Origin of the sequence: Pseudomonas sp. GD04015, from assembly GCF_029837675.1 — a bacterium.
GTDB lineage: Bacteria > Pseudomonadota > Gammaproteobacteria > Pseudomonadales > Pseudomonadaceae > Aquipseudomonas > Aquipseudomonas paralcaligenes.
In genome coordinates, this window is the sequence record NZ_JAOEEE010000006.1 from 1 (window position 1) to 18218 (window position 18218).

Sequence of the window (18218 nt, forward strand, 5' to 3'; positions counted from 1 at the left end):
GTCGGCAAGCACTTCTCGGTGCGCGGGCCGCTCAACGTGCCGCGCTCGCCGCAAGGCCGCCCGGTGATCGTCCAGGCCGGCTCGTCAGAGGGCGGCAAGACGCTCGGCTCGCGTTACGCCGACGCCATCTTCACCACCCAGACCACCCTGGCCGATGGCCAGGCCTTCTACCAGGAGATGAAGAACCGCGCCCGCGCCTGGGGCCGCAACCCGGACCACCTGAAGATCATGCCCGGCCTGTCCACCGTGATCGGCAGCACCGAGGCCGAGGCCCGGGCGCGCTTCGACCGGCTCAACGACTACCTGGGCGAGAGCAGCCTGGTCCAGCAGATCGCCTTCCGCATCGGCATTCCGCTGGACGAGCTGGATCTGGACGCCGAGCTGCCCTGGCAGCGCATCGGCCCGGTCAGCGAGTTCAAGGGCTCGCATGGCTTCCTCGAGGCGCAACTGAACCTGGCGCGGCGCGAGAAGCTCAGCGTGCGCGAGCTGTCGCGACGCATCCTGGTCGGCCACCGGCTGATCGTCGGCACGCCGGAGCAGGTCGCCGACACCCTGGAGGAATGGTTCCTGGCCGGTGCCGCCGACGGCTTCAACATCATGCCGGACAGCTTTCCCTCCGGCGTCGAGAGCTTCGTCGACGAGGTGGTGCCGCTGCTGCGCAAGCGTGGGGTTTTCCGCCACGAATACAGCGGTCGCACCCTGCGCGACCACCTGGGCCTGCCGCACCCGCGCAGCCAGTACGAACGTACCGACCAGGCCGCCTCGGCCTGAATCCGTAGGGCGGGTGCAACCCTACGCCGCCTGGTTGGCGGGTTGCACCCGCCCTACGCCAAACAACCGCCATTGCGTGAGACACATCCATGAAATACCGCCCACTCGGCAACAGTGACATCCGGGTCAGCGCCATCGGCCTCGGCAGCATGACCTGGGGCCACCAGAACAGCGAAGCCGACGCCCACCAACAACTCGACTATGCGCTGTCCCAGGGCGTCAACCTGGTGGACACGGCGGAGATGTACCCCACGCCGACCCGCGGCGAGACCTGGGGCAGTACCGAGCGCTTCATCGGCTCCTGGCTGGCCAGGACCAAGCGCCGCCAGGACATTGTGCTGGCCAGCAAGATCGTCGGCCCGCCCCGGTTTCCGTCGCAGAACCACATCCGCGAGGGCAAGAGCCGGCACGACGCGAAGAACCTGCGCCTCGCGCTGCTGGGCAGCCTCGACCGCCTGCAGACCGACTACCTGGACCTCTACCAGCTGCACTGGCCGGACCGCAGCACCAACTTCTTCGGCCTGCGCGACTACCCCTGGGTGGAGAACGAGGAGAGCGTCGCCATCGAGGAGACCCTGTCCGCCCTGGCGGACCTGGTGCAGGAGGGGCTGATCCGCCATATCGGCGTGTCCAACGAGACGCCCTGGGGCGTGGCCCGCTTCCTCCAGGCCGCGGAGCGCCTCGGCCTGCCGCGCATCGTCAGCATCCAGAACCCCTACAGCCTGCTCAACCGCCAGTACGAGGGCGGCCTGGCCGAGTTCAGCCACCGCGAGGGGGTGGGCCTGCTGGCCTATTCGCCGCTGGCCTTCGGCGTGCTCACCGGCAAGTACCTGGACGGCGCCCAGCCGGAGGGTGCGCGGCTGTCGGCCGGCTCGCCCTATGGCCGCTTCGGCCGCTACGCCAGCGAGGAGGCCGGCCGCGCCGTGCGCGCCTACGTGGAGCTGGCGCGGTCGCGCGGCCTGTCGCCGGCGCAGCTGGCGCTGGCCTTCGTCCTCGATCGTCCGTTCGTCACCAGCGCGCTGATCGGCGCCACCAGTCTGGCGCAGCTGGAAGAGAACCTGGGCAGCCTGGAGCTGGCCCTGGACGACGGCCTGGTGGAGGCGATCGACGCCATCCACGCGCGCCTGCCCAACCCGTCGCCGTGAGCCGGAGGAACGCGCCATGAGTCTTTCCGCTCCCGACACCCTGGCCGGCCCGCGCGCCGTGCCGAGCTGGCGCCTGCCGGCCTGGTCGCTGGTCGCCCTGCGCCGCCCGGGGCTGCTGCTGGCCGGCCTGTTCGTCCTGCTGTTGCTGCTGGCCAGCCTCGAACCGGCCTGGCTGGTGCGCAGCGACCCGCTGGCGGCCAGCGCCCGCGAGGCCTTCCAGGCGCCCAGCCTGGCCCACTGGCTAGGCACCGACGAGAACGGCCGCGACGTGTTCGCGCGCCTGGTCCACGGCGCCCGCGCCTCGCTGCTGATGGGCGTGGCGGCCACCCTCATCGCGCTGCTCGGCGGCGTCGCCTTCGGCCTCGCGGCCGGCCTCGGCCACCGTTGGGTGGACGCGGCGATCATGCGCTTCATCGACGTGCTGCTGGCCTTCCCGGACCTGCTGCTGGCCCTGCTGATCATCACCTTCTGGGGCCAGGGCATGCTCAACGCGATCATCGCCATCGGCATCGCCGGCATCCCGCGCTTCGCCCGCATGGTCCGCGCGCAGACCCTGGTGGTGCGCCGCGCGCCCTACGTGGAGGCGGCGCTGACCCTGGGCCTGCCGCGCCCGGTGGTGATCCTGCGCCACGTGCTGCCCAACGCCATCAAACCGATCCTGATCCTCGCCACCATCAGCATCGGCGGCAACATCGCCGCCGGCGCCTCGCTGAGCTTCCTCGGCTTCGGCGCGCCGCCGCCGGCGCCGGAGTGGGGCTCGATGCTCTCGGTGGGGCGCAACTTCCTGGCCAACGCCTGGTGGCTGGTGGCCGCGCCCGGCGTGGCCGTGACCCTGACCGTGGTGGCGATCACCGCGCTGGGCCGCGCCCTGCTGAAACACAGCGAGGGCAAGGCGCCATGACCACGTTGATCGCACCGCTCGCGCCGCTGGTCGAGGTCAACGACCTGCGCGTGGGCTTCGCCGGCGCCGAGCCGGTGGTCAAGGGCGTGTCCTTCCAGCTGTACCGGGGCGAGTGCCTGGCCCTGGTCGGCGAGTCCGGCTCGGGCAAGAGCGTCACCTCGCGCACCCTGGTCGGGCTGTCGGGGCAGGGCGCGCAGGTCCGGGCCGGCCACCTGCGCTTCGACGGGCAGGACCTGCTGGCGCGCCGCCCGCGCGACTGGCAGGCGATCCGTGGCGGGCGCATCGGCTTCGTCATGCAGGACGCCCTCGGCTCCCTCGACCCGCTGCGCCCGGTCGGCCGCGAGATCGACGAGGCGCTGCGCCTGCACACCACGCTGAACCGCGAGGAGCGGGAGGCGCGGGTGATCGAGCTGCTGCGCTCGGTGGGCATCCCGCAGCCGGAGCTGCGCGCCCGGCAGTACCCGCACCAGCTCTCCGGCGGCCTGCGCCAGCGCGCGCTGATCGCCTCGGCCATCGCCTGCGAGCCGGACCTGCTGATCGCCGACGAGCCGACCACGGCGCTGGACGCCACGGTGCAGGCCCAGGTCATGGCGCTGCTGGAGTCCCTGCGCAGCCGCGACCGGGCCATGCTGGTGGTCAGCCACGACATGGCCGTGGTGTCGCGCCTGGCCGACCGGGTGGCGGTGATGCGCCACGGCGAGATCGTCGAGCAGGGCCCGGTCGAGCAGGTGCTCTACGCGCCGCGCGAGGCCTACACCAAGTCGCTGCTGCGCGCCGCCGCGGCGGTGCACGTGCGCCGTGACCCGGCGCTGTCCAGCGACAACGCCGACGCCTTCGCCGAACGCCCGGCGGTGGTCGAGGCGCGGGACCTGGCGAAGAGCTTCGTCGGCCCCGACGGTGAGGCCCGCGCGGCGGTGACGCCGACCTCCTTCGTGCTGCGCGCGGGGGAGACCTTGGGCATCGTCGGCGAGTCTGGCTCGGGCAAGACCACCCTGACGCGCATGGTGCTGGCCCTGGAGCGGCCGGACGACGGCGAGGTGCTGCTGCGCGGCCGCCCCTGGCGCTCGTTGTCCGCCCCCGAGCAGCGCCGCGAGCGGCGGCGCATCCAGGTGGTGTTCCAGGACCCGCTCGGCTCGTTCGACCCGCGCTACACGGTCGGCCGGGTGCTGGACGAGGCCCTGGCGGTGGCCGCCGTTCCCGCCGGCGCCCCGCGCCGGCAGCGGGCGGAGGAGCTGCTGCGGCTGGTCCAGCTCGACCCGGCGCTGCTGGCGCGGCGGCCCATCGAGCTGTCGGGCGGCCAGCGCCAGCGCGTCGCCATCGCCCGGGCGCTGGCGGCGGAGCCGGAAGTGCTGGTGTGCGACGAGCCGGTGTCGGCGCTGGACGTGTCGGTGCAGGCGCAGATCCTCCAGCTGCTCGCCGACCTCAAGCAGCGCCTGGGCCTGGCCTGCCTGTTCATCTCCCACGACCTGGGCGTGGTGCAGCAGGTCAGCGACCGCGTGCTGGTGATGAAGGACGGCACGGTGGTCGAGAGCGGCCCCGTGCGCGAGGTCTTCGCCCGGCCGCGCCACGCCTACACGCGCACCCTGCTGGCGGCGATTCCCTTCCTGTACATCCACGAGGAGCGCGGCGTCCGTGTCGAAGCAATTGCTCATTAACCTGTTCGAGATGAACTGCGTCAGCCACATCGTCCACGGCCTGTGGGTGCACCCGGAGAACAACCGGCACCGCTTCAACGACCTGGACTACTGGACCGAGCTGGCGCAGTTGCTGGAGTTCGGCACCTTCGACGGGGTGTTCCTGGCCGACGTGGTCGGCGCCTACGACCAGTTCCGCGGCGGTCCGGAAACCGCTCTGCGCGAGGCGGTGCAGATACCCAGCAACGACCCGCTGCTGGTGATCCCGGCGATGGCCGCGGTGACCCACCACCTGGGCTTCGGCGCCACCTTCTCCACCACCTACGAGCCGCCGTTCGCCTTCGCCCGGCGCATGAGCACTCTGGACCACCTGACCAAGGGGCGGGTCGGCTGGAACATCGTCACCTCCTACCTGCCCAACGCCGCGCGCAACTTCGGCCTGGACGGCGAGGTGCCCCACGATCACCGCTACGAGATCGCCGACGAATACCTGGACGTGCTGTACAAGCTCTGGGAAGGCTCCTGGGACGACGACGCGGTGCTGCTGGACCGGGCCAACCGGGTCTACACCGACCCCGCCAAGGTGCGCTACATCGACCATGTGGGCGAGCACTTCAGGGTGGCCGGGCCGCACCTCTGCCAGCCCTCGCCGCAGCGCACCCCGGTGCTGTTCCAGGCCACCGGCTCGCCGGCCGGCATGGAATTCGCCGGGCGCCACGCCGAGGTGGTGTTCACCGGCGGCGCCACGCCCGAGGCGGTGCGCCGCAACATCGAGCAGATGCGGGCGAAGGCGCGGGCCCACGGCCGTGACCCGGCGGGGCTGAAGTTCATCGTCCAGGCCGGGGTGATCGTCGGCCGCACCGACCTGGAAGTGCAGGACAAGCTGCGCAGCTACCGCCGCCTGCACAGCGTCGAGGGCGCCCTGGCCCACATGCAGGCGCCGCTGGACCTCACCGCGTTCCCGCCCCAGGCGCGGCTGGCCGACGTGCTGCCGCAGGACGGCGCGACCTGGGGCCTGCTGCGGCACAACGACCCGAACGCCACGGTGGCCGACGCCCTGGCGCGGATCAACGGCTTCAACGAGGGGCGCTTCTTCGTTGCCGGCACGCCGAAGACGGTGGCCGACGAGATCGAGAAGTGGCTCGACGAGGACGGCATCGACGGCATCAACCTGCGCCAGTACCTGTCGTTCGAGACGGCGCGGGACTTCATCGAACTGGTGGTGCCCGAACTGCGTCGGCGCGGGCGCTTCCGCGACGCCTATACGCCTGGCGAGACCCTGCGCGAGCGCCTGTTCGGCGCCGGCCGCGCGCGGTTGCCGGGCGACCACCACGGGGCGCGCTACCGCGACCCGGCGGCGCTCGGCGCCGCCCGTGAACCACTGCGTTTCCCGCCCGAGGCCCTGGCGGCCGTGGGGGCATGAACATGAGAAAGAAACAACGCCAGGGAGCCAGCCGCACCGCCGCGGCACTGCGCACCCTGCCTACCGGGATGATCGATATGAGCCTGCAGCTATCCAGCATTACTTCCAAGGGTTTCCTCGGCGTGGTCGAGCTGCGCCGGCGCGCCGTCACGCGCCTGGCGCGGATAGGCGAGGGCGCCGCCGAGCGCGAGCGCCAGCGCGAACTGCCGCACCGGCAGATTCGCGAACTGGCCGAGGACCGCCTGCTGACCTGGCGGATTCCCCAGGCCTACGGCGGCAGCGGCGCCAGCGTGCGCGAGGTGGTGCAGTTCGTCGTCGACCTGGCGGCGGTGGACTCCAACGTCGCCCAGGCGCTGCGCCCGAGCTTCTCCTTCATCGAGGGGCTGCTGGTGCGCGGCAGCGAGGAGGAGCGCGAGCGCTGGTTCCCGCGCTACCTGGCCGGCGAGGTGTTCGGCAACGCCGGCTGGGAAATCGGCGGCGCCAACGGCGCCATCAGCGCGCGCATCGTGCGCGAGGGCGACCACTACCGGGCCAGCGGCAGCAAGTTCTACAGCACCGGCTCGCTGTACGCCGACTGGGTCAGCGCCGTGGCGCTGGACGAGAACGAGCAGCCGGTGTCCTTCATCCTGCCGCGTGACCGCGAGGGGCTGGTGCTGCTCGACGACTTCGACGCCATGGGCCAGCGCCTCACCGCCAGCGGCACCACCGAGCTGAACGACGTGCTGGTGCACGCGCACGAAATCCGCACGCGGCCGAACGAGGAGGGCCAGCGCTCCATCGTCACCCCCTTCCTGCAACTGTTCCTCGCCGCGGTGGAGGCGGGCATCGCCCGCAACGCCCTGAACGACGCGGTGAGCTTCGCCCGGGACCACGCCCGGCCGATCAAGCACAGCAGCGCCAGCCGCTCGGTGGACGACCCCTACGTGGAACTCGCGGTGGGCGAAATCTCGGCCCGCGCCTTCGCCGCCGAGGCCCTGGTGCTGCGCGCCGCCGACAGCATCGACGCGGCCTGGGCCGAAGGGCTGAGCCAGGAGGCGGTGACCCGCGCCTCGGTGGACGTGGCCCAGGCCCAGTACCTGGCGGTGGAGTCGGCGCTCAAGGCCGGCGAGCTGCTGTTCGACGTCGGCGGCGCCTCCACCACCGGGCGTGGCCACAACCTCGACCGCCACTGGCGCAACGCCCGCACCGTGGCCAACCACAACCCGCGCCACTGGAAGGCCGCGGCGGTCGGCGCCTGGCGCCTGAAGGGCACGGAGCCGCCGAACTCCGGGCTGTTCTGAGGTGGGCCGCCGGGAGCCCCTGGAGGTCGACCGGGCCGAGCCGGCGGCGCCATCGGTGGTCCCGCCAGTGGAGGCCCCACCGTTCCGCCGCGCGGTGCCCACCATCATCGGCTGCGCGCTGTTCATGGAGCTGCTCGACGCCACCGCCGTGCTCACCGCGTTGCCGCAGATGGCGGCCGAGTTCGGCGAGCCGACGGTGCGCATGAACCTGGTGGTGTCGTTGTACCTGCTGGCGGTGGCGCTGTTCGTGCCGGTCAGCGGCTGGGCGGCGGACCGCTTCGGCCCGCGCCGGGTGTTCGTCTTCGCCATCGGCCTGTTCATGGCCGCCTCGCTGGCCTGTGCGGCTTCCACCTCGCTGCTGCAGCTGTCGTTGTCGCGTCTGCTGCAGGGCGCGGCCGGGGCGATGATGGTGCCGGTGGGGCAGGTGATCCTGCTGCGCTGGGCGCGCCGCGAGCACCTGCTGCAGGCCATGGCGTTCCTCTCGATTCCGGCGCTGATCGGCCCGGTGCTGGGCCCGCCCCTGGGCGGGCTGCTGGTCAGCGTGCTGTCGTGGCACTGGATCTTCCTGATCAACCTGCCCATCGGCGTGCTCGGCATCCTGATGATCCGCCGCCACGTGCCGGCCCACCCGGGCCAGCCCGGGGCGCGGCTGGACGGGCGCGGCTTCCTGCTCAGCGGGGTCGGCCTGGCCTGCCTGGTGTTCGCCTTCGAGGCCATCGGCCACGGCCTGCTGCCGCTCGCCTGGGCCGTCGTCCTGCTGCTGGTCGGGCTGGCCAGCGCGTCGCTCTACGTGCGCCATGCGCGGCGCGTGGCGCAGCCGCTGATCGACCTGCGCCTGTTGCGGGTGCCGACCTTCGCCACGGCGATCTGGGCCGGCAACCTGTTCCGCCTGGGCAGCGCCTCGCAGCCGTTCCTGCTGGTACTGCTGTTCCAGGTGGGCTTCGGCCTCAGTCCGCTGGTGGCCGGCCTGCTGACCCTGGCCGGCGGGGCGGGCGCGCTGACCATCAAGTTCCTCTCGGTGCGCATCGTCCAGCGCTTCGGCTTCCGCCGCACGCTGATGGGCAACGCGCTGCTGGCCGGCTGCTCCATCGCCCTGTGCGCGGTGTTCGAGGCGCAGACGCCGTACTGGCTGATCGTCCTGCTGCTGTTCGTCGGCGGCATCATCCGCTCCCTGCAGTTCAGCACCCTGGGCGCGCTGACCTTCTCCGACGTGCCGGCGGAGTTGGCCAGCCGCGCCAGCAGCCTTTCGGCGATGTCCATGCAGCTCAGCATGAGCCTGGCCGTGGGCCTGGCGGCGGTACTGCTGAGCGCGATCATGAACCTGCGCGGCCACACGGACATCCAGGCCTCGGACCTGAGCCTGGCGATGCTGCTGTGCGGCACGCTGTGCGCGTCGTCCTGGCTGCTGTTCCGCCGCCTGGGTCGACAGGCCGGCAGCGCCGTCACCGGTACCCGGTAGGGTGCGCCGTGCGTACCACAGGTACGGAGCAGGGCGAGCCCTGTGTGCCTGGAGGTCCTGTGGCGGTGCGCGCGGCGCACCCTACGGGGGAGACCAAGCGCTGCCCGCCCGCGGACAGCGATTCAGCAAACTGTGCCGGAGTGCCAGCTCGGAATCCCCTCTGCGCCTCGCCAGGCCCCGTGTTTCCTGGGCTGGCGACTTGGCACGGGGCCTGCTTTGACGGCTGCCCCCAGATCGACCGTGGAAACCGAGATGACCGCCGCTCCAGTCCCCGTCCTGATCCGCCCGGCCCGGCTGGAGGACGCCCGCGCCATCGCCGCGCTGCATATCCGCAGCTGGCAGGCGACCTACCGGGGCCTGCTGTCGGCGGGCTTCCTCGCCGGGCTGGACACCAGCCTGGAGCGCCGCGTGGCCTGGTTCGAGAAGGCGATCGGCGAGGGCGTGCCGACGATCCACGTGGCCGAGGCCGAGGGCGCGTTGCTGGGCTGGTGTTCCTGCGGCGCCAGCCGCGACGAGGACGTGGCGCCGGCCACCGGCGAGCTGATGGCCATCTACCTGCAGCCGGAGGCCTGGGGCCGGGGTGTCGGCGGCCGGCTCTGGCGGGTCGCGCGTCAGGCCCTGGAGGAGGCCGGCTTCGCCGCCGTCACCGCCTGGGTGCTGGACGGCAACCTGCGCGCCATCCGTTTCTACCAGGGCGCCGGCTTCGTCGCCGACGCCGCCAGCCAGCGCACCTTCGAGGAGAACGGCGAACCGCTGCCCCTGACCCGCTTCCACCTGCCGCTCCGCACTTCCGCCTGACTCCGTTCCCTGCCGCAAGGACATTTACGCCGATGAGCGTCTTCAGATTCACCCCGCGCGCGCCTAGCGCCTTGCTCGACTGGAACATCCGCAGCCTGCCCGACACGCCGCTGAAGTTCGTGCTGTTCTTCGTCCGCCACTACCGGCCCTGGTACCTGGCCATCCTGCTGCTGCAGGTCGCCGCGGTGGTCTGCACCATCCTCGTTCCCTGGGGGCTGGGCCAGATCACCCGGCTGGTCAGCGAGGGGCTGAGCGCCGAGCGCGCGCTGGTGGTGCTGCAGTGGCCGGTGCTGGCCTTCGCCGCGCTGGTGCTGCTGGAGGTGCTGTTCACCCGTGGCGCCACCGGTGTGCATATCCGGGTGCTGCCGCAGCAGCGGCGCACCGTCACCCACGCGGTGTACGCCTACCTGCAGCAGCACTCCCACCGCTTCGTCAGCAGCGAGTTCGCCGGCGCGCTGGCGCACCGGGTGGCCGAGGTGGCGCTGGGGGTCAACCAGACCCTGAGCATCCTGCTGTTCGACCTGATCCCGCTGATCGTCACCCTGACCCTGGCCACCGCGCTGCTGTGGACGGCCTCGGGGCTGCTGGCGGCGTTCATGTTCGGCTGGTCGGTGCTGTTCATCGTGGTCTGCTACCACCTGGCCAAGCGCAGCCATCCGCTGGCCCAGCACTACTCCGCGGCGCGCAGCACCAGCACCGGCAAGGTGGTGGACGCGGTGAGCAACCTGACCAACATCCGCCTGTTCGCCCGCCACTCCTACGAGCACGGCTACCTGGGCGACTACCTGGAGCGGGAAGTGGGCGCCGCCTACCGTTCGTTCGGCTACATGGAGAAGATCCGCTGGTTCCAGTCGGTCTCGGGCATGCTGCTGAAGGTCGGCGTGCTGCTGCTGTCGCTGTACCTGTGGCGCAGCGGGCAGATCAGCATCGCCACCTTCGTCATGTCCACCAGCCTGTCGCTGCTGATCATCAATGACGTGGCCAGCCTGTCGCGGCGCTTCCTGGAGTTCTTCGAGGCTACCGGCAACATCGCCAACGGCGTGCGCACCCTGATCCGCCCGCACGAGGTGGTGGACAGACCGGATGCCAGGCGGCTCGAAGTCAGCCGCGGCGAGGTGGAGTTCCGCGACGTGGCCTTCGGCTACTCGCCGGACCGGCCGATCTTCCAGAACCTCAACCTGCGTATCCCGGCGGGCCAGCGGGTCGGCCTGGTGGGCTCCTCGGGCTCGGGCAAGTCGACCCTGCTCAACCTGCTGCTGCGCCTGTACGACGTGAACGCCGGCCAGGTGCTGATCGACGGCGTGGACGTGCGCGAGGTGACCCAGCACTCCCTGCACCAGCAGATAGGCCTGATTCCCCAGGAGCCGGGGCTGTTCCACCGCAGCATCCGCGAGAACATCCACTATGGGCGCCTGGACGCCTCGCCGGAGGAAGTCGCGGCGGCCATCCACCGCGCCGGGGCCAGTGCCTTCATCGAGTCCATGGACAAGGGCTACGATTCGCTGGTCGGCGAGCGCGGGGTCAAGCTCTCCGGCGGCCAGCGCCAGCGCATCGCCATCGCCCGGGTGCTGCTGAAGAATGCGCCGATCCTGGTGATGGACGAGGCCACCTCCAGCCTGGACTCGATCACCGAGCGCTTCATCCAGGACAAGCTGGACGAGATCATGGACGGCAAGACGGTGATCGTCGTTGCCCACCGCCTGTCCACCGTCGCCCACCTGGACCGTATCCTGGTGTTCGACAAGGGCCGGGTGGTGGAGGACGGCAGCCACCAGGAGCTGCTGAAGAAGCGCGGCTACTACTTCCGGCTGTGGAGCCGGCAGTCCGACGGCTCCTTCCACGAGGACTCCGCCGAGGCGGTGTGAGCCATCCACATGTGGGAGCGGGCTTGCCCGCGAATGACACGACACAAGCGCTTCGCGGGCAGAGCCCGCTCCTACAATCCACCACAGGAGAATGCAATGAGTCACCGTCCCCTGGGCCGCTCCGGCCTGCTGGTCTCGCCCCTGACCCTCGGCAGCATGATGTTCGGCGGGCCGACCGACGCCGACACCTCGCGGCGCATCATCGACACCGCCTTCGACCAGGGCATCAACTTCATCGACACCGCCGACGTGTACAACGCCGGGCGCTCCGAGGAGATCGTCGGCCAGGCCATCGCCGCCCGGCGCGACGACTGGGTGCTGGCCTCCAAGGTCGGCATGGGGCCTGCTGATGGGCCTGCCAACCGGCGCGGCCTGGGCCGCAAGCACATCCTGCGCTCCATCGAAGCCAGCCTGCGCCGGCTGGGCACCGATTACCTGGACATCTACTACCTGCACCGCGAGGACCACCAGGCGCCGCTGGAGGAGACCGTCTCGACCCTCGGCGACCTGCTGCGCCAGGGCAAGATCCGCTACTGGGGCGTATCCAACTTCCGCGGCTGGCGCATCGCCGAGATCGTCAACGTCGCCGAGCGCCTGGGCGTGGCCAGGCCCATTGTCAGCCAGCCGCTGTACAACCTGGTCAACCGCCAGGCCGAGGTGGAGCAGATCACCGCCGCCGCCTTCCACGGCCTCGGCGTGGTGCCCTACAGCCCGCTGGCGCGCGGCGTGCTCAGCGGCAAGTACCGGCCGGGCGAGGCGCCGGACGGCGACAGTCGCGCGGGGCGCCAGGACAAGCGCATCCTCGAGACCGAATGGCGCGACGAGTCGCTGCACATCGCCCAGCGGGTACGGGAGCACGCGGAGCGGCGCGGCGTCGGCGTGGTTGAGTTCGCCATCGCCTGGGTGCTGCACAACGCCGCGGTCGCCTCGGCCATCGCCGGCCCGCGCACCGAGGAACACTGGGCCACCTACGCCAGGGCGCTGGAGGTGGCGATCACGGCGGAGGACGAGGCCTTCGTCGATGCCCTGGTGACGCCGGGGCACGCCTCGACGCCGGGCTACAACGACCCGACCCATTTCGTTTCCGGGCGCCCGCTGCGGTGACAGGGCGAGTCGTCGACCCCGACGCCTACCTGGAGACGCCGCAGGGGCGGGTGTTCAGCGCCGAGCGCAACCGCCAGGCCTGGGAGCGGGCCTATGCGGATGTGGAGACGCTGCTGGCCGACGCCAGCCGGCTCTATCTGGTCATGGGTGTGCAGGGCGCCGGCAAGTCGAGCTGGATCGCGCGGCATGCCGCCGAACTGGAGGAGAGCGCCGTGTCCTTCGACGCGGCGCTGCCGACAGCCCGCCACCGTGCGCCGCTGCTGGCGCTGGCCCGGGCGCGGGGCGTGCCGGTGGTGGCGGTGTTCGTCCAGGCGACCCTGGAAGAGGCACTGGCCCGCAACGGGTCGCGCACGCCGGACAAGGTGGTGCCGGAGCAGGCGCTGCGCAGCGTATTCGGGATGCTGGAGCCGCCCACCGTCGAGGAAGGCTTCGCGTCGGTGCTGCGGGTCGACGCCTGATCAGCCGGCTGCACTGACCAGCTGGGCCAGCCGGGCGGCAAGCTCGGCCCGGCGGAACGGCTTGGCCAGCACCTCGAAGCCGCTGATCTGCGCGGGCGTGAGGTTGGCGTAGCCGGTGATGATCAGCACCGGCAGGGCGGGGAAGCGCCGGCGCAGCTCCTGGGCCAGTTGGGCGCCGGTCTTGTCGGCCATGAGGTGGTCGGTGACCAGCACGTCCGGGGTCAGGCCCGATTCGATGGCGCGCAGCGCGGCGGCGGCGGATGACGCCTCGGTGACCTGGTAGCCCAGGTCGCCCAGCTGCAGCGCGGTGGTCTGGCGCACCAGCGCTTCGTCGTCCACCAGCAGCACGTGGGCCGGCCGTGGCGCCACCGGGGCCTCCGCTGGGCCGTTGTCGACGCTGGCCGCCTCGCACGGGGCGATGGGCAGCCAGACGTTGACCCGGGTGCCCTGGCCGCTGTGGGAGACGATGTCGAAGCCGCCGCCGGACTGCGCCGCCAGCCCCTGGACCATGGACAGGCCGAGGCCGGTGCCCTTGCCCACGCCCTTGGTGGAGAAGAACGGCTCGACGCAGCGGCTCAGGGTCTCCTCGCTCATGCCGCTGCCGTTGTCCGTTACCGCCAGGCACACGTAGCGGCCGGCCGCGAGGCCGTGGACCTGGCCCTCGACCACCTCGTCCAGGCCGGCGCCGATCTCCAGCCGCCCACCGTCCTCCATGGCGTCGCGGGCGTTCACCGCCAGGTTGAGGATGGCCAGTTCGAGCTGGTGCGGGTCGACCACCACGGCCGGCAGCCGGTCGGAGATGTCGATGGCCACGTCGATCATTGGGCCGAGCGAGCGCTCGATGAGATCGCGCATGTCGTTGACCAGTTCCTCCAGGGCTACGGCGCGGGGCCTGAGGGTCTGCCGGCGGGCGAAGCTCAGCAGGCGGCCGACCAGGATGCGCGCGCGGTCGGCCGCCTGCAGCGCGCCGTCGATGAGGCGGGTCGAGCGCTCGTCGTCGAGGCGCCGGCGGAGCAGTTCCAGCGAGGCCATGATCGGCGTCAGCAGGTTGTTGAAGTCGTGGGCGATGCCGCCGGTGAGCTGGCCGATCATCTCCATCTTGCGCGCCTCGTGCAGCTGCGCCGCGGCCGTCTCGCGCTGGGCGACCATGGCCGCGACACGCTCCTCCAGGCCCTCGTTCAGCTCGCGCAGATCGGTCTCGGCGCGCACCCGCTCGCTGATGTCCACGCACACGCAGAGCAGGCCGCCGGGCGCCTGCTCGCCGACCAGCGGGGTGATCTGGTTCTGCACCCAGACCGGCGTGCCGTCGGGGCGGGTGTAGCGCTTGGTGATCTCGAACGAGGCGCCATCCTCGACCTGGCGCTCGCACAGCGGCGCGTGGCTGGCGAGGTCGTCGGGGTGGGTGATGTCGTGCATGCGCAAGCCCAGCAGCGCTTCGCGCGGGCGGCCGACGATCTCGCAGTAGCGGTCGTTGACCCGGGTGAAGTGCCAGGCGTGGTCGCACACGGCGATACCGGCGCTGGCCTGGTCGAACATCGCCGACAGCTGCGCCGAGCTGGCGCGCAGCGCCACTTCGGCGCGGGCGTGGACGATCGACACCCAGGCCAGCTTGGCCGCCTCCTCGACCAGCCGCCGCTCGTGCTCGGAGAAGGCGTGGGGCCGGTTGTAGTGGATTGCCAGCACGGCCTCCAGCCGGCCGTGGCGCAGCAGCGGGACGTGGAGCGCGGCGGCCAGGTCGAGGCCGGTCGCCAGCGCCTTCTCGCCGGCGTTCAGCAGGGCCTCGCGGGCGATGTCCTCGCGCACCACCGAGCCGCCGGCGCGCAGCACGGGCAGCAGCTCCCGGCCGAAGTCCCGGTAGCGGTGGCGGCCGATCATCGGGCCGCCGTCGCGCACGTAGGCCTGGCGTACCTCGAAGGTGGCGTCGTCGCCGTTGTCCTCGCCGTAGAACACCCGCGAAGCGCCCAGGGCCTCGCCGAGCCTGCGCAGGGCGATGTTCTGGATCTGTTCGGGCTCGCGGATCGACGGCAGGGTCTGGCCGAGTTCGAGGAGGAACGCCTGGCGCCGCTCGAACTGCACCCGCTCGGTGGTCTCGGTGACGATGCACAGCACGCCGCCGATCGAGCCGTCCGCCTCGCGCACCGCGGAGTAGGAAACGTCGAAATAGACGGTCTCGCCAAGACCGTGGCGCTCTATATAGAAGGGACGGTCTCGGGCGGCGAAGGTCTCGCCGGTCTCCAGCACGCCGCGCAGCAGCGGTTCGAGGTCGTCCCACAGCTCGGCCCAGTTCTCGATGCCGGGCCGGCCCAGGGCGCGGGGGTGCTTGGTGCCGATGGTCGGCGCATAGGCATCGTTGTACAGCGCCACCAGCTCGGGCCCCCAGAACACCACGATCTGCGCGCTGGCCGGCAGCACGGTGGCCATCAGGATCTTCAGGGCGGGCGTCCAGCCGGCGGGCGGCCCGAGGGGCGAATCGCTCCAGTCGCGTTTCTTCAGCAGCGCGTCGACCGACCCGTCATGGCGGGAGGAACCCGGATGTCCGACGGAGGCTCCGTCTGGGGCGATAGCGGAGAGCAGTTGCATGGCTTGGGTGCTGGAGAGGCCAGGTAAGGGGTTCGTGCTCGCGAGCATGATTCCGACACCCCCTATGAGGCTCGAAGGGGGGATTGCGTTCAATCCATTTGGCGGGTGGACGGTGGCCCGCTTTCCCGGGAGACGATCCGGGCCGGTGCGCTGGACGCCATGCCGCGCTGGGCTAGGGTAATGGAGTACCGCTTGCGGCAACTGGACGCTTCTATGGATAGATTCTTCGTGCTGCCCTTCAGACTGGCGGGGCAGCACCTGGCCGTGCCTCTGGACAGTGTGGTCCGGGTCATCCCGGCCCTGCAGTGCACGCCGCTGCCGGGGGCGCCGCGCACCGTGCTCGGCCTGGCCAACGTGCGCGGGCAGATCATCCCGGTGCTGGACCTGGCCCGGCGCTTCGCCTGGCCGGCCGCGCCACTGGCCCTGTGGCAGCCGTTCCTCTGGCTGCGCAGCCGCACGCGCGAGCTGCTGGTGCCGGTCGAGCAGGTGGAGACGGCCGCCCGTTGCAGTGTCGCCGACCTGGTCGAGGCGGCCCAGCCGGCGGTGCCCACCGAACTGCTGCGAGGCGTGTTGCGGACGGAGGAGGGGCTGTTGCTGATCCAGGATGTGGAGCAACTGCTGTCCGATGCCGACGAAGAGGACCTGCAACGGGCCCTGGACGCCAGCGGAGCGGGACATGCGCCAGGCTGAGCCGCTCTGCTCGCCGCGCCTGCTCGACGTGCTGGCGGGCAAGGTGCACCAGCACCTGGGCCTCGACTTCTCGGGGGCGCGCAGGGCCGATCTGGAGCGGCGCCTGGGCCAGCTGGCCCAGGAGCAGGAGGGCGCGCCGGCGACCTGGCTGGAAGACCTGGCCTTCGCCGACTGGGACGATACCCGCCTGCAGCTGCTGACCCCCGCGTTCACCGTCGGCGAGACCTACTTCCGCCGCGATGCCGAGGCCCTGGACTGGCTGGCGCGTCGCCACCTGGCGCCGCTGCTGCAACGGCGCCGGGCCGAGGGGCATCGCTACCTGCGCATCTGGAGCGCGGCCTGTTGCACCGGCGAGGAGGCCTACAGTCTGCTGTTCCTGCTCGACGACCTGCTCGGCGGCGAGCGCGGGGACTGGAACCTGGACGTGCTGGCCAGCGACATCAACGCCGGCTTCCTGGCCCGGGCCGAGCAGGGCCGCTACGGCCAGAACGCCTTCCGCCGCAACGAGGAAGCCTTCCGCACCCGCTACTTCCAGGCCGAGGGCCGGACCTGGCGGGTGCGCCCCGAATGGCGTGGGCGTATCCGCTTCCTGCGCCACAACCTGGCCAGCGGAACCCTGCCCGACCCGGGGCGCGGCCTGGCCGCCGTCGACCTGATCCTCTGCCGCAACGTGCTGATGTACTTCTCCGCCGGGCAGGCGACGGCGGCGCTGCGGCGCCTGCTGGACTGCCTGGGCGGCGACGGCATGCTGGTGCTCAGCGCGGTGGAGGCCGGCCTCGCCACCCAGGCCGGCCTGAGCGGATTCTGGGCGGGCAGCAACTATGCGCTGTCGCCCGGCGGGCAGGCGCGGGAGTCCGCGCCGCCGGCATTCGTCGCGCCCGTGCAGGCGCCGCCGTCGCCCAGGCCCGTGGCGATCCCGGTGCCGCCTCCCGCGCTGCCGCTCGTCGAGGTGCCTGCCGCGCCGGACCCCGACAGCCTGCTGCGCGACGCCGAGGCGGCGCTGGCCCAGGGCCGCCACGACCCGGCCCGCGACCTGCTGCGGGCCTGCCTGGCCAGCCCCGGCCTGGCCCAGCCCCGGCGCTATCGGGCCTGCCTGCTGATGGCGCGCAGCTGGGCCGACCAGCAGCACGGGGGCGAGGCGCGGGAGTGGCTGCAGCGTGCCGTCGAACTCGATCCGGTGGCGCTGCCGGCCCACTGGCTGCAGGCCCTGCTGGCCCGCCAGGAGGGCGACGGACAGGCCGCGCTGAAACTGCTGCACAAGGTGCTCTACCTCGATCCCTCCTGCGCCATGGCGCATTTCCAGCAGGGCCTGCTACTGCGCGAACAGGGCCGCCGGGAGGCCGGCGACAGGGCGCTGCGCACCTGTCGTGACCTGTTGGAGCGCGCCGCCGCCGACGCGGCGGTGCCGCTCGGCGATGGCCTGAGCCATGGCCGCCTGGGCCAGTTGTGCGACCAGTTGCTGGAGGGCCGGCCATGAGCGAATTGCCGCAGGATGACCGGGCGCAGGGCGACGACGCGCGCTGGGGGCTGATCCGCGAGCGCCTGGCGGAATTCGAGCGGCGCATCGACGAAGGCTTCTCGCTGGACCCGGCCGAGCGCGAGGCGCGCCTGCTGGAGCGCACCCGCGAATGGGCCCGCAGCGTCGAGGAGGCGCGCCCGGACGGTCTGCTCGAAGTGCTCCGCTTCACCCTCGGCGAGGAGGTCTACGCGGTGGAAAGCAGGCATGTCGCGGCGGTGCTGCCGCTGCCCCAGTTCACCCCGCTGCCGGGCACGCCGCCCTTCGTGCTGGGCATCGTCAGCGTGCGCGGGCACATCGTCTCGGTGCTCGACCTGCGGGTGTTCTTCGAGCTGCCCATCGACGGGCTTTCCGACCGCAACTACCTGGTGATCCTGCGTGGCGAGGAGATGGAGTTCGGCCTGCTGGCCGACCGCATCCTCGGCATCGAGCAACTGCAGCGCGACGGCCTGCAGGCGGGGCTCGCCAACCTCACCGGCATCCGCGCCAGCTACCTGCTGGGCGTGACCGAGGACCAGAAGACCGTGCTCGACGGCGCGCGCCTGCTCGGCGACCCCGCCCTGCGCATCCGGGACGATGACTGACCAAGGAGAA

The 18218-nt window shown here is 71.6% G+C and carries 15 protein-coding genes; 14 read left to right on the forward strand and 1 reads right to left on the reverse strand.

Annotation, left to right across the window (positions count from 1 at the left end):
* The 11 genes from N7640_RS06675 to N7640_RS06725 all read left to right on the forward strand — a co-directional run.
* Nucleotides 1-771, forward strand: a 771-nt coding sequence (locus N7640_RS06675; RefSeq protein WP_279906188.1) for an LLM class flavin-dependent oxidoreductase, incomplete at its 5' end; no start/stop codon positions are given.
* An 89-nt stretch (nt 772-860) separates the two neighbouring features.
* Nucleotides 861-1916, forward strand: coding sequence for an NADP(H)-dependent aldo-keto reductase (locus tag N7640_RS06680; protein ID WP_279902367.1), 1056 nt, complete (start codon nt 861-863; stop codon nt 1914-1916).
* A gap of 16 nt (nt 1917-1932) precedes the next feature.
* On the forward strand, nt 1933-2817 hold the full coding sequence (locus N7640_RS06685) for an ABC transporter permease (protein WP_279902368.1): 885 nt from the start codon (nt 1933-1935) through the stop codon (nt 2815-2817).
* Nucleotides 2814-4472 (forward strand): ABC transporter ATP-binding protein, encoded by a 1659-nt coding sequence (locus N7640_RS06690; RefSeq protein ID WP_279902369.1) that lies wholly within the window; start codon nt 2814-2816, stop codon nt 4470-4472. Before N7640_RS06685 ends, N7640_RS06690 begins: the two co-directional genes overlap by 4 nt.
* Nucleotides 4450-5874: an LLM class flavin-dependent oxidoreductase gene (locus tag N7640_RS06695; protein WP_279902370.1), complete on the forward strand. Its 1425-nt coding sequence runs from the start codon at nt 4450-4452 to the stop codon at nt 5872-5874. Before N7640_RS06690 ends, N7640_RS06695 begins: the two co-directional genes overlap by 23 nt.
* 77 nt (nt 5875-5951) lie before the next feature.
* Nucleotides 5952-7154, forward strand: a complete 1203-nt coding sequence (locus N7640_RS06700; RefSeq protein ID WP_347815575.1) for an acyl-CoA dehydrogenase family protein — start codon at nt 5952-5954, stop codon at nt 7152-7154.
* Between the two features lie 124 nt (nt 7155-7278).
* Nucleotides 7279-8613, forward strand: a complete 1335-nt coding sequence (locus N7640_RS06705; protein WP_347815576.1) for an MFS transporter — start codon at nt 7279-7281, stop codon at nt 8611-8613.
* Between the two features lie 252 nt (nt 8614-8865).
* Nucleotides 8866-9411 (forward strand): GNAT family N-acetyltransferase, encoded by a 546-nt coding sequence (locus tag N7640_RS06710; protein ID WP_279902372.1) that lies wholly within the window; start codon nt 8866-8868, stop codon nt 9409-9411.
* A 32-nt stretch (nt 9412-9443) separates the two neighbouring features.
* Nucleotides 9444-11276 (forward strand): ABC transporter ATP-binding protein, encoded by a 1833-nt coding sequence (locus N7640_RS06715; RefSeq protein ID WP_279902373.1) that lies wholly within the window; start codon nt 9444-9446, stop codon nt 11274-11276.
* 96 nt (nt 11277-11372) lie between these two features.
* Nucleotides 11373-12380, forward strand: a complete 1008-nt coding sequence (locus tag N7640_RS06720; RefSeq protein ID WP_279902374.1) for an aldo/keto reductase — start codon at nt 11373-11375, stop codon at nt 12378-12380.
* On the forward strand, nt 12377-12838 hold the full coding sequence (locus N7640_RS06725) for an AAA family ATPase (RefSeq protein WP_279902375.1): 462 nt from the start codon (nt 12377-12379) through the stop codon (nt 12836-12838). Before N7640_RS06720 ends, N7640_RS06725 begins: the two co-directional genes overlap by 4 nt.
* Here N7640_RS06725 and N7640_RS06730 read toward each other — a convergent pair whose 3' ends face one another.
* The gene (locus tag N7640_RS06730; protein WP_279902581.1) at nt 12839-15418 is read right to left on the reverse strand and encodes a PAS domain-containing protein; all 2580 of its coding nucleotides are present in this window, start codon (nt 15416-15418) and stop codon (nt 12839-12841) included. It lies immediately after the preceding gene.
* Between the two features lie 213 nt (nt 15419-15631).
* Between N7640_RS06730 and N7640_RS06735 the strand changes: the two genes are divergently transcribed.
* The 3 genes from N7640_RS06735 to N7640_RS06745 are packed head-to-tail and all read left to right on the forward strand — an operon-like array spanning nt 15632 to nt 18208.
* Nucleotides 15632-16108, forward strand: a complete 477-nt coding sequence (locus N7640_RS06735) for a chemotaxis protein CheW (protein ID WP_279902376.1) — start codon at nt 15632-15634, stop codon at nt 16106-16108.
* On the forward strand, nt 16095-17585 hold the full coding sequence (locus tag N7640_RS06740) for a CheR family methyltransferase (protein ID WP_279902377.1): 1491 nt from the start codon (nt 16095-16097) through the stop codon (nt 17583-17585). Before N7640_RS06735 ends, N7640_RS06740 begins: the two co-directional genes overlap by 14 nt.
* Nucleotides 17582-18208: a chemotaxis protein CheW gene (locus N7640_RS06745; RefSeq protein WP_279902378.1), complete on the forward strand. Its 627-nt coding sequence runs from the start codon at nt 17582-17584 to the stop codon at nt 18206-18208. Before N7640_RS06740 ends, N7640_RS06745 begins: the two co-directional genes overlap by 4 nt.
* Nucleotides 18209-18218 lie beyond the last annotated feature (10 nt).

Coding starts and splice junctions, on each gene's coding strand:
- N7640_RS06705 (WP_347815576.1), top strand. CDS start 7,279: ATGGAGCTGCTCGACGCCACCGCCGTGCTCACCGCGTTGCCGCAGATG.
- N7640_RS06715 (WP_279902373.1), top strand. CDS start 9,444: ATGAGCGTCTTCAGATTCACCCCGCGCGCGCCTAGCGCCTTGCTCGAC.
- N7640_RS06745 (WP_279902378.1), top strand. CDS start 17,582: ATGAGCGAATTGCCGCAGGATGACCGGGCGCAGGGCGACGACGCGCGC.
- N7640_RS06720 (WP_279902374.1), top strand. CDS start 11,373: ATGAGTCACCGTCCCCTGGGCCGCTCCGGCCTGCTGGTCTCGCCCCTG.
- N7640_RS06690 (WP_279902369.1), top strand. CDS start 2,814: ATGACCACGTTGATCGCACCGCTCGCGCCGCTGGTCGAGGTCAACGAC.
- N7640_RS06735 (WP_279902376.1), top strand. CDS start 15,632: ATGGATAGATTCTTCGTGCTGCCCTTCAGACTGGCGGGGCAGCACCTG.
- N7640_RS06700 (WP_347815575.1), top strand. CDS start 5,952: ATGAGCCTGCAGCTATCCAGCATTACTTCCAAGGGTTTCCTCGGCGTG.
- N7640_RS06740 (WP_279902377.1), top strand. CDS start 16,095: ATGCGCCAGGCTGAGCCGCTCTGCTCGCCGCGCCTGCTCGACGTGCTG.
- N7640_RS06685 (WP_279902368.1), top strand. CDS start 1,933: ATGAGTCTTTCCGCTCCCGACACCCTGGCCGGCCCGCGCGCCGTGCCG.
- N7640_RS06680 (WP_279902367.1), top strand. CDS start 861: ATGAAATACCGCCCACTCGGCAACAGTGACATCCGGGTCAGCGCCATC.
- N7640_RS06730 (WP_279902581.1), bottom strand. CDS start 15,418: ATGCAACTGCTCTCCGCTATCGCCCCAGACGGAGCCTCCGTCGGACAT.
- N7640_RS06710 (WP_279902372.1), top strand. CDS start 8,866: ATGACCGCCGCTCCAGTCCCCGTCCTGATCCGCCCGGCCCGGCTGGAG.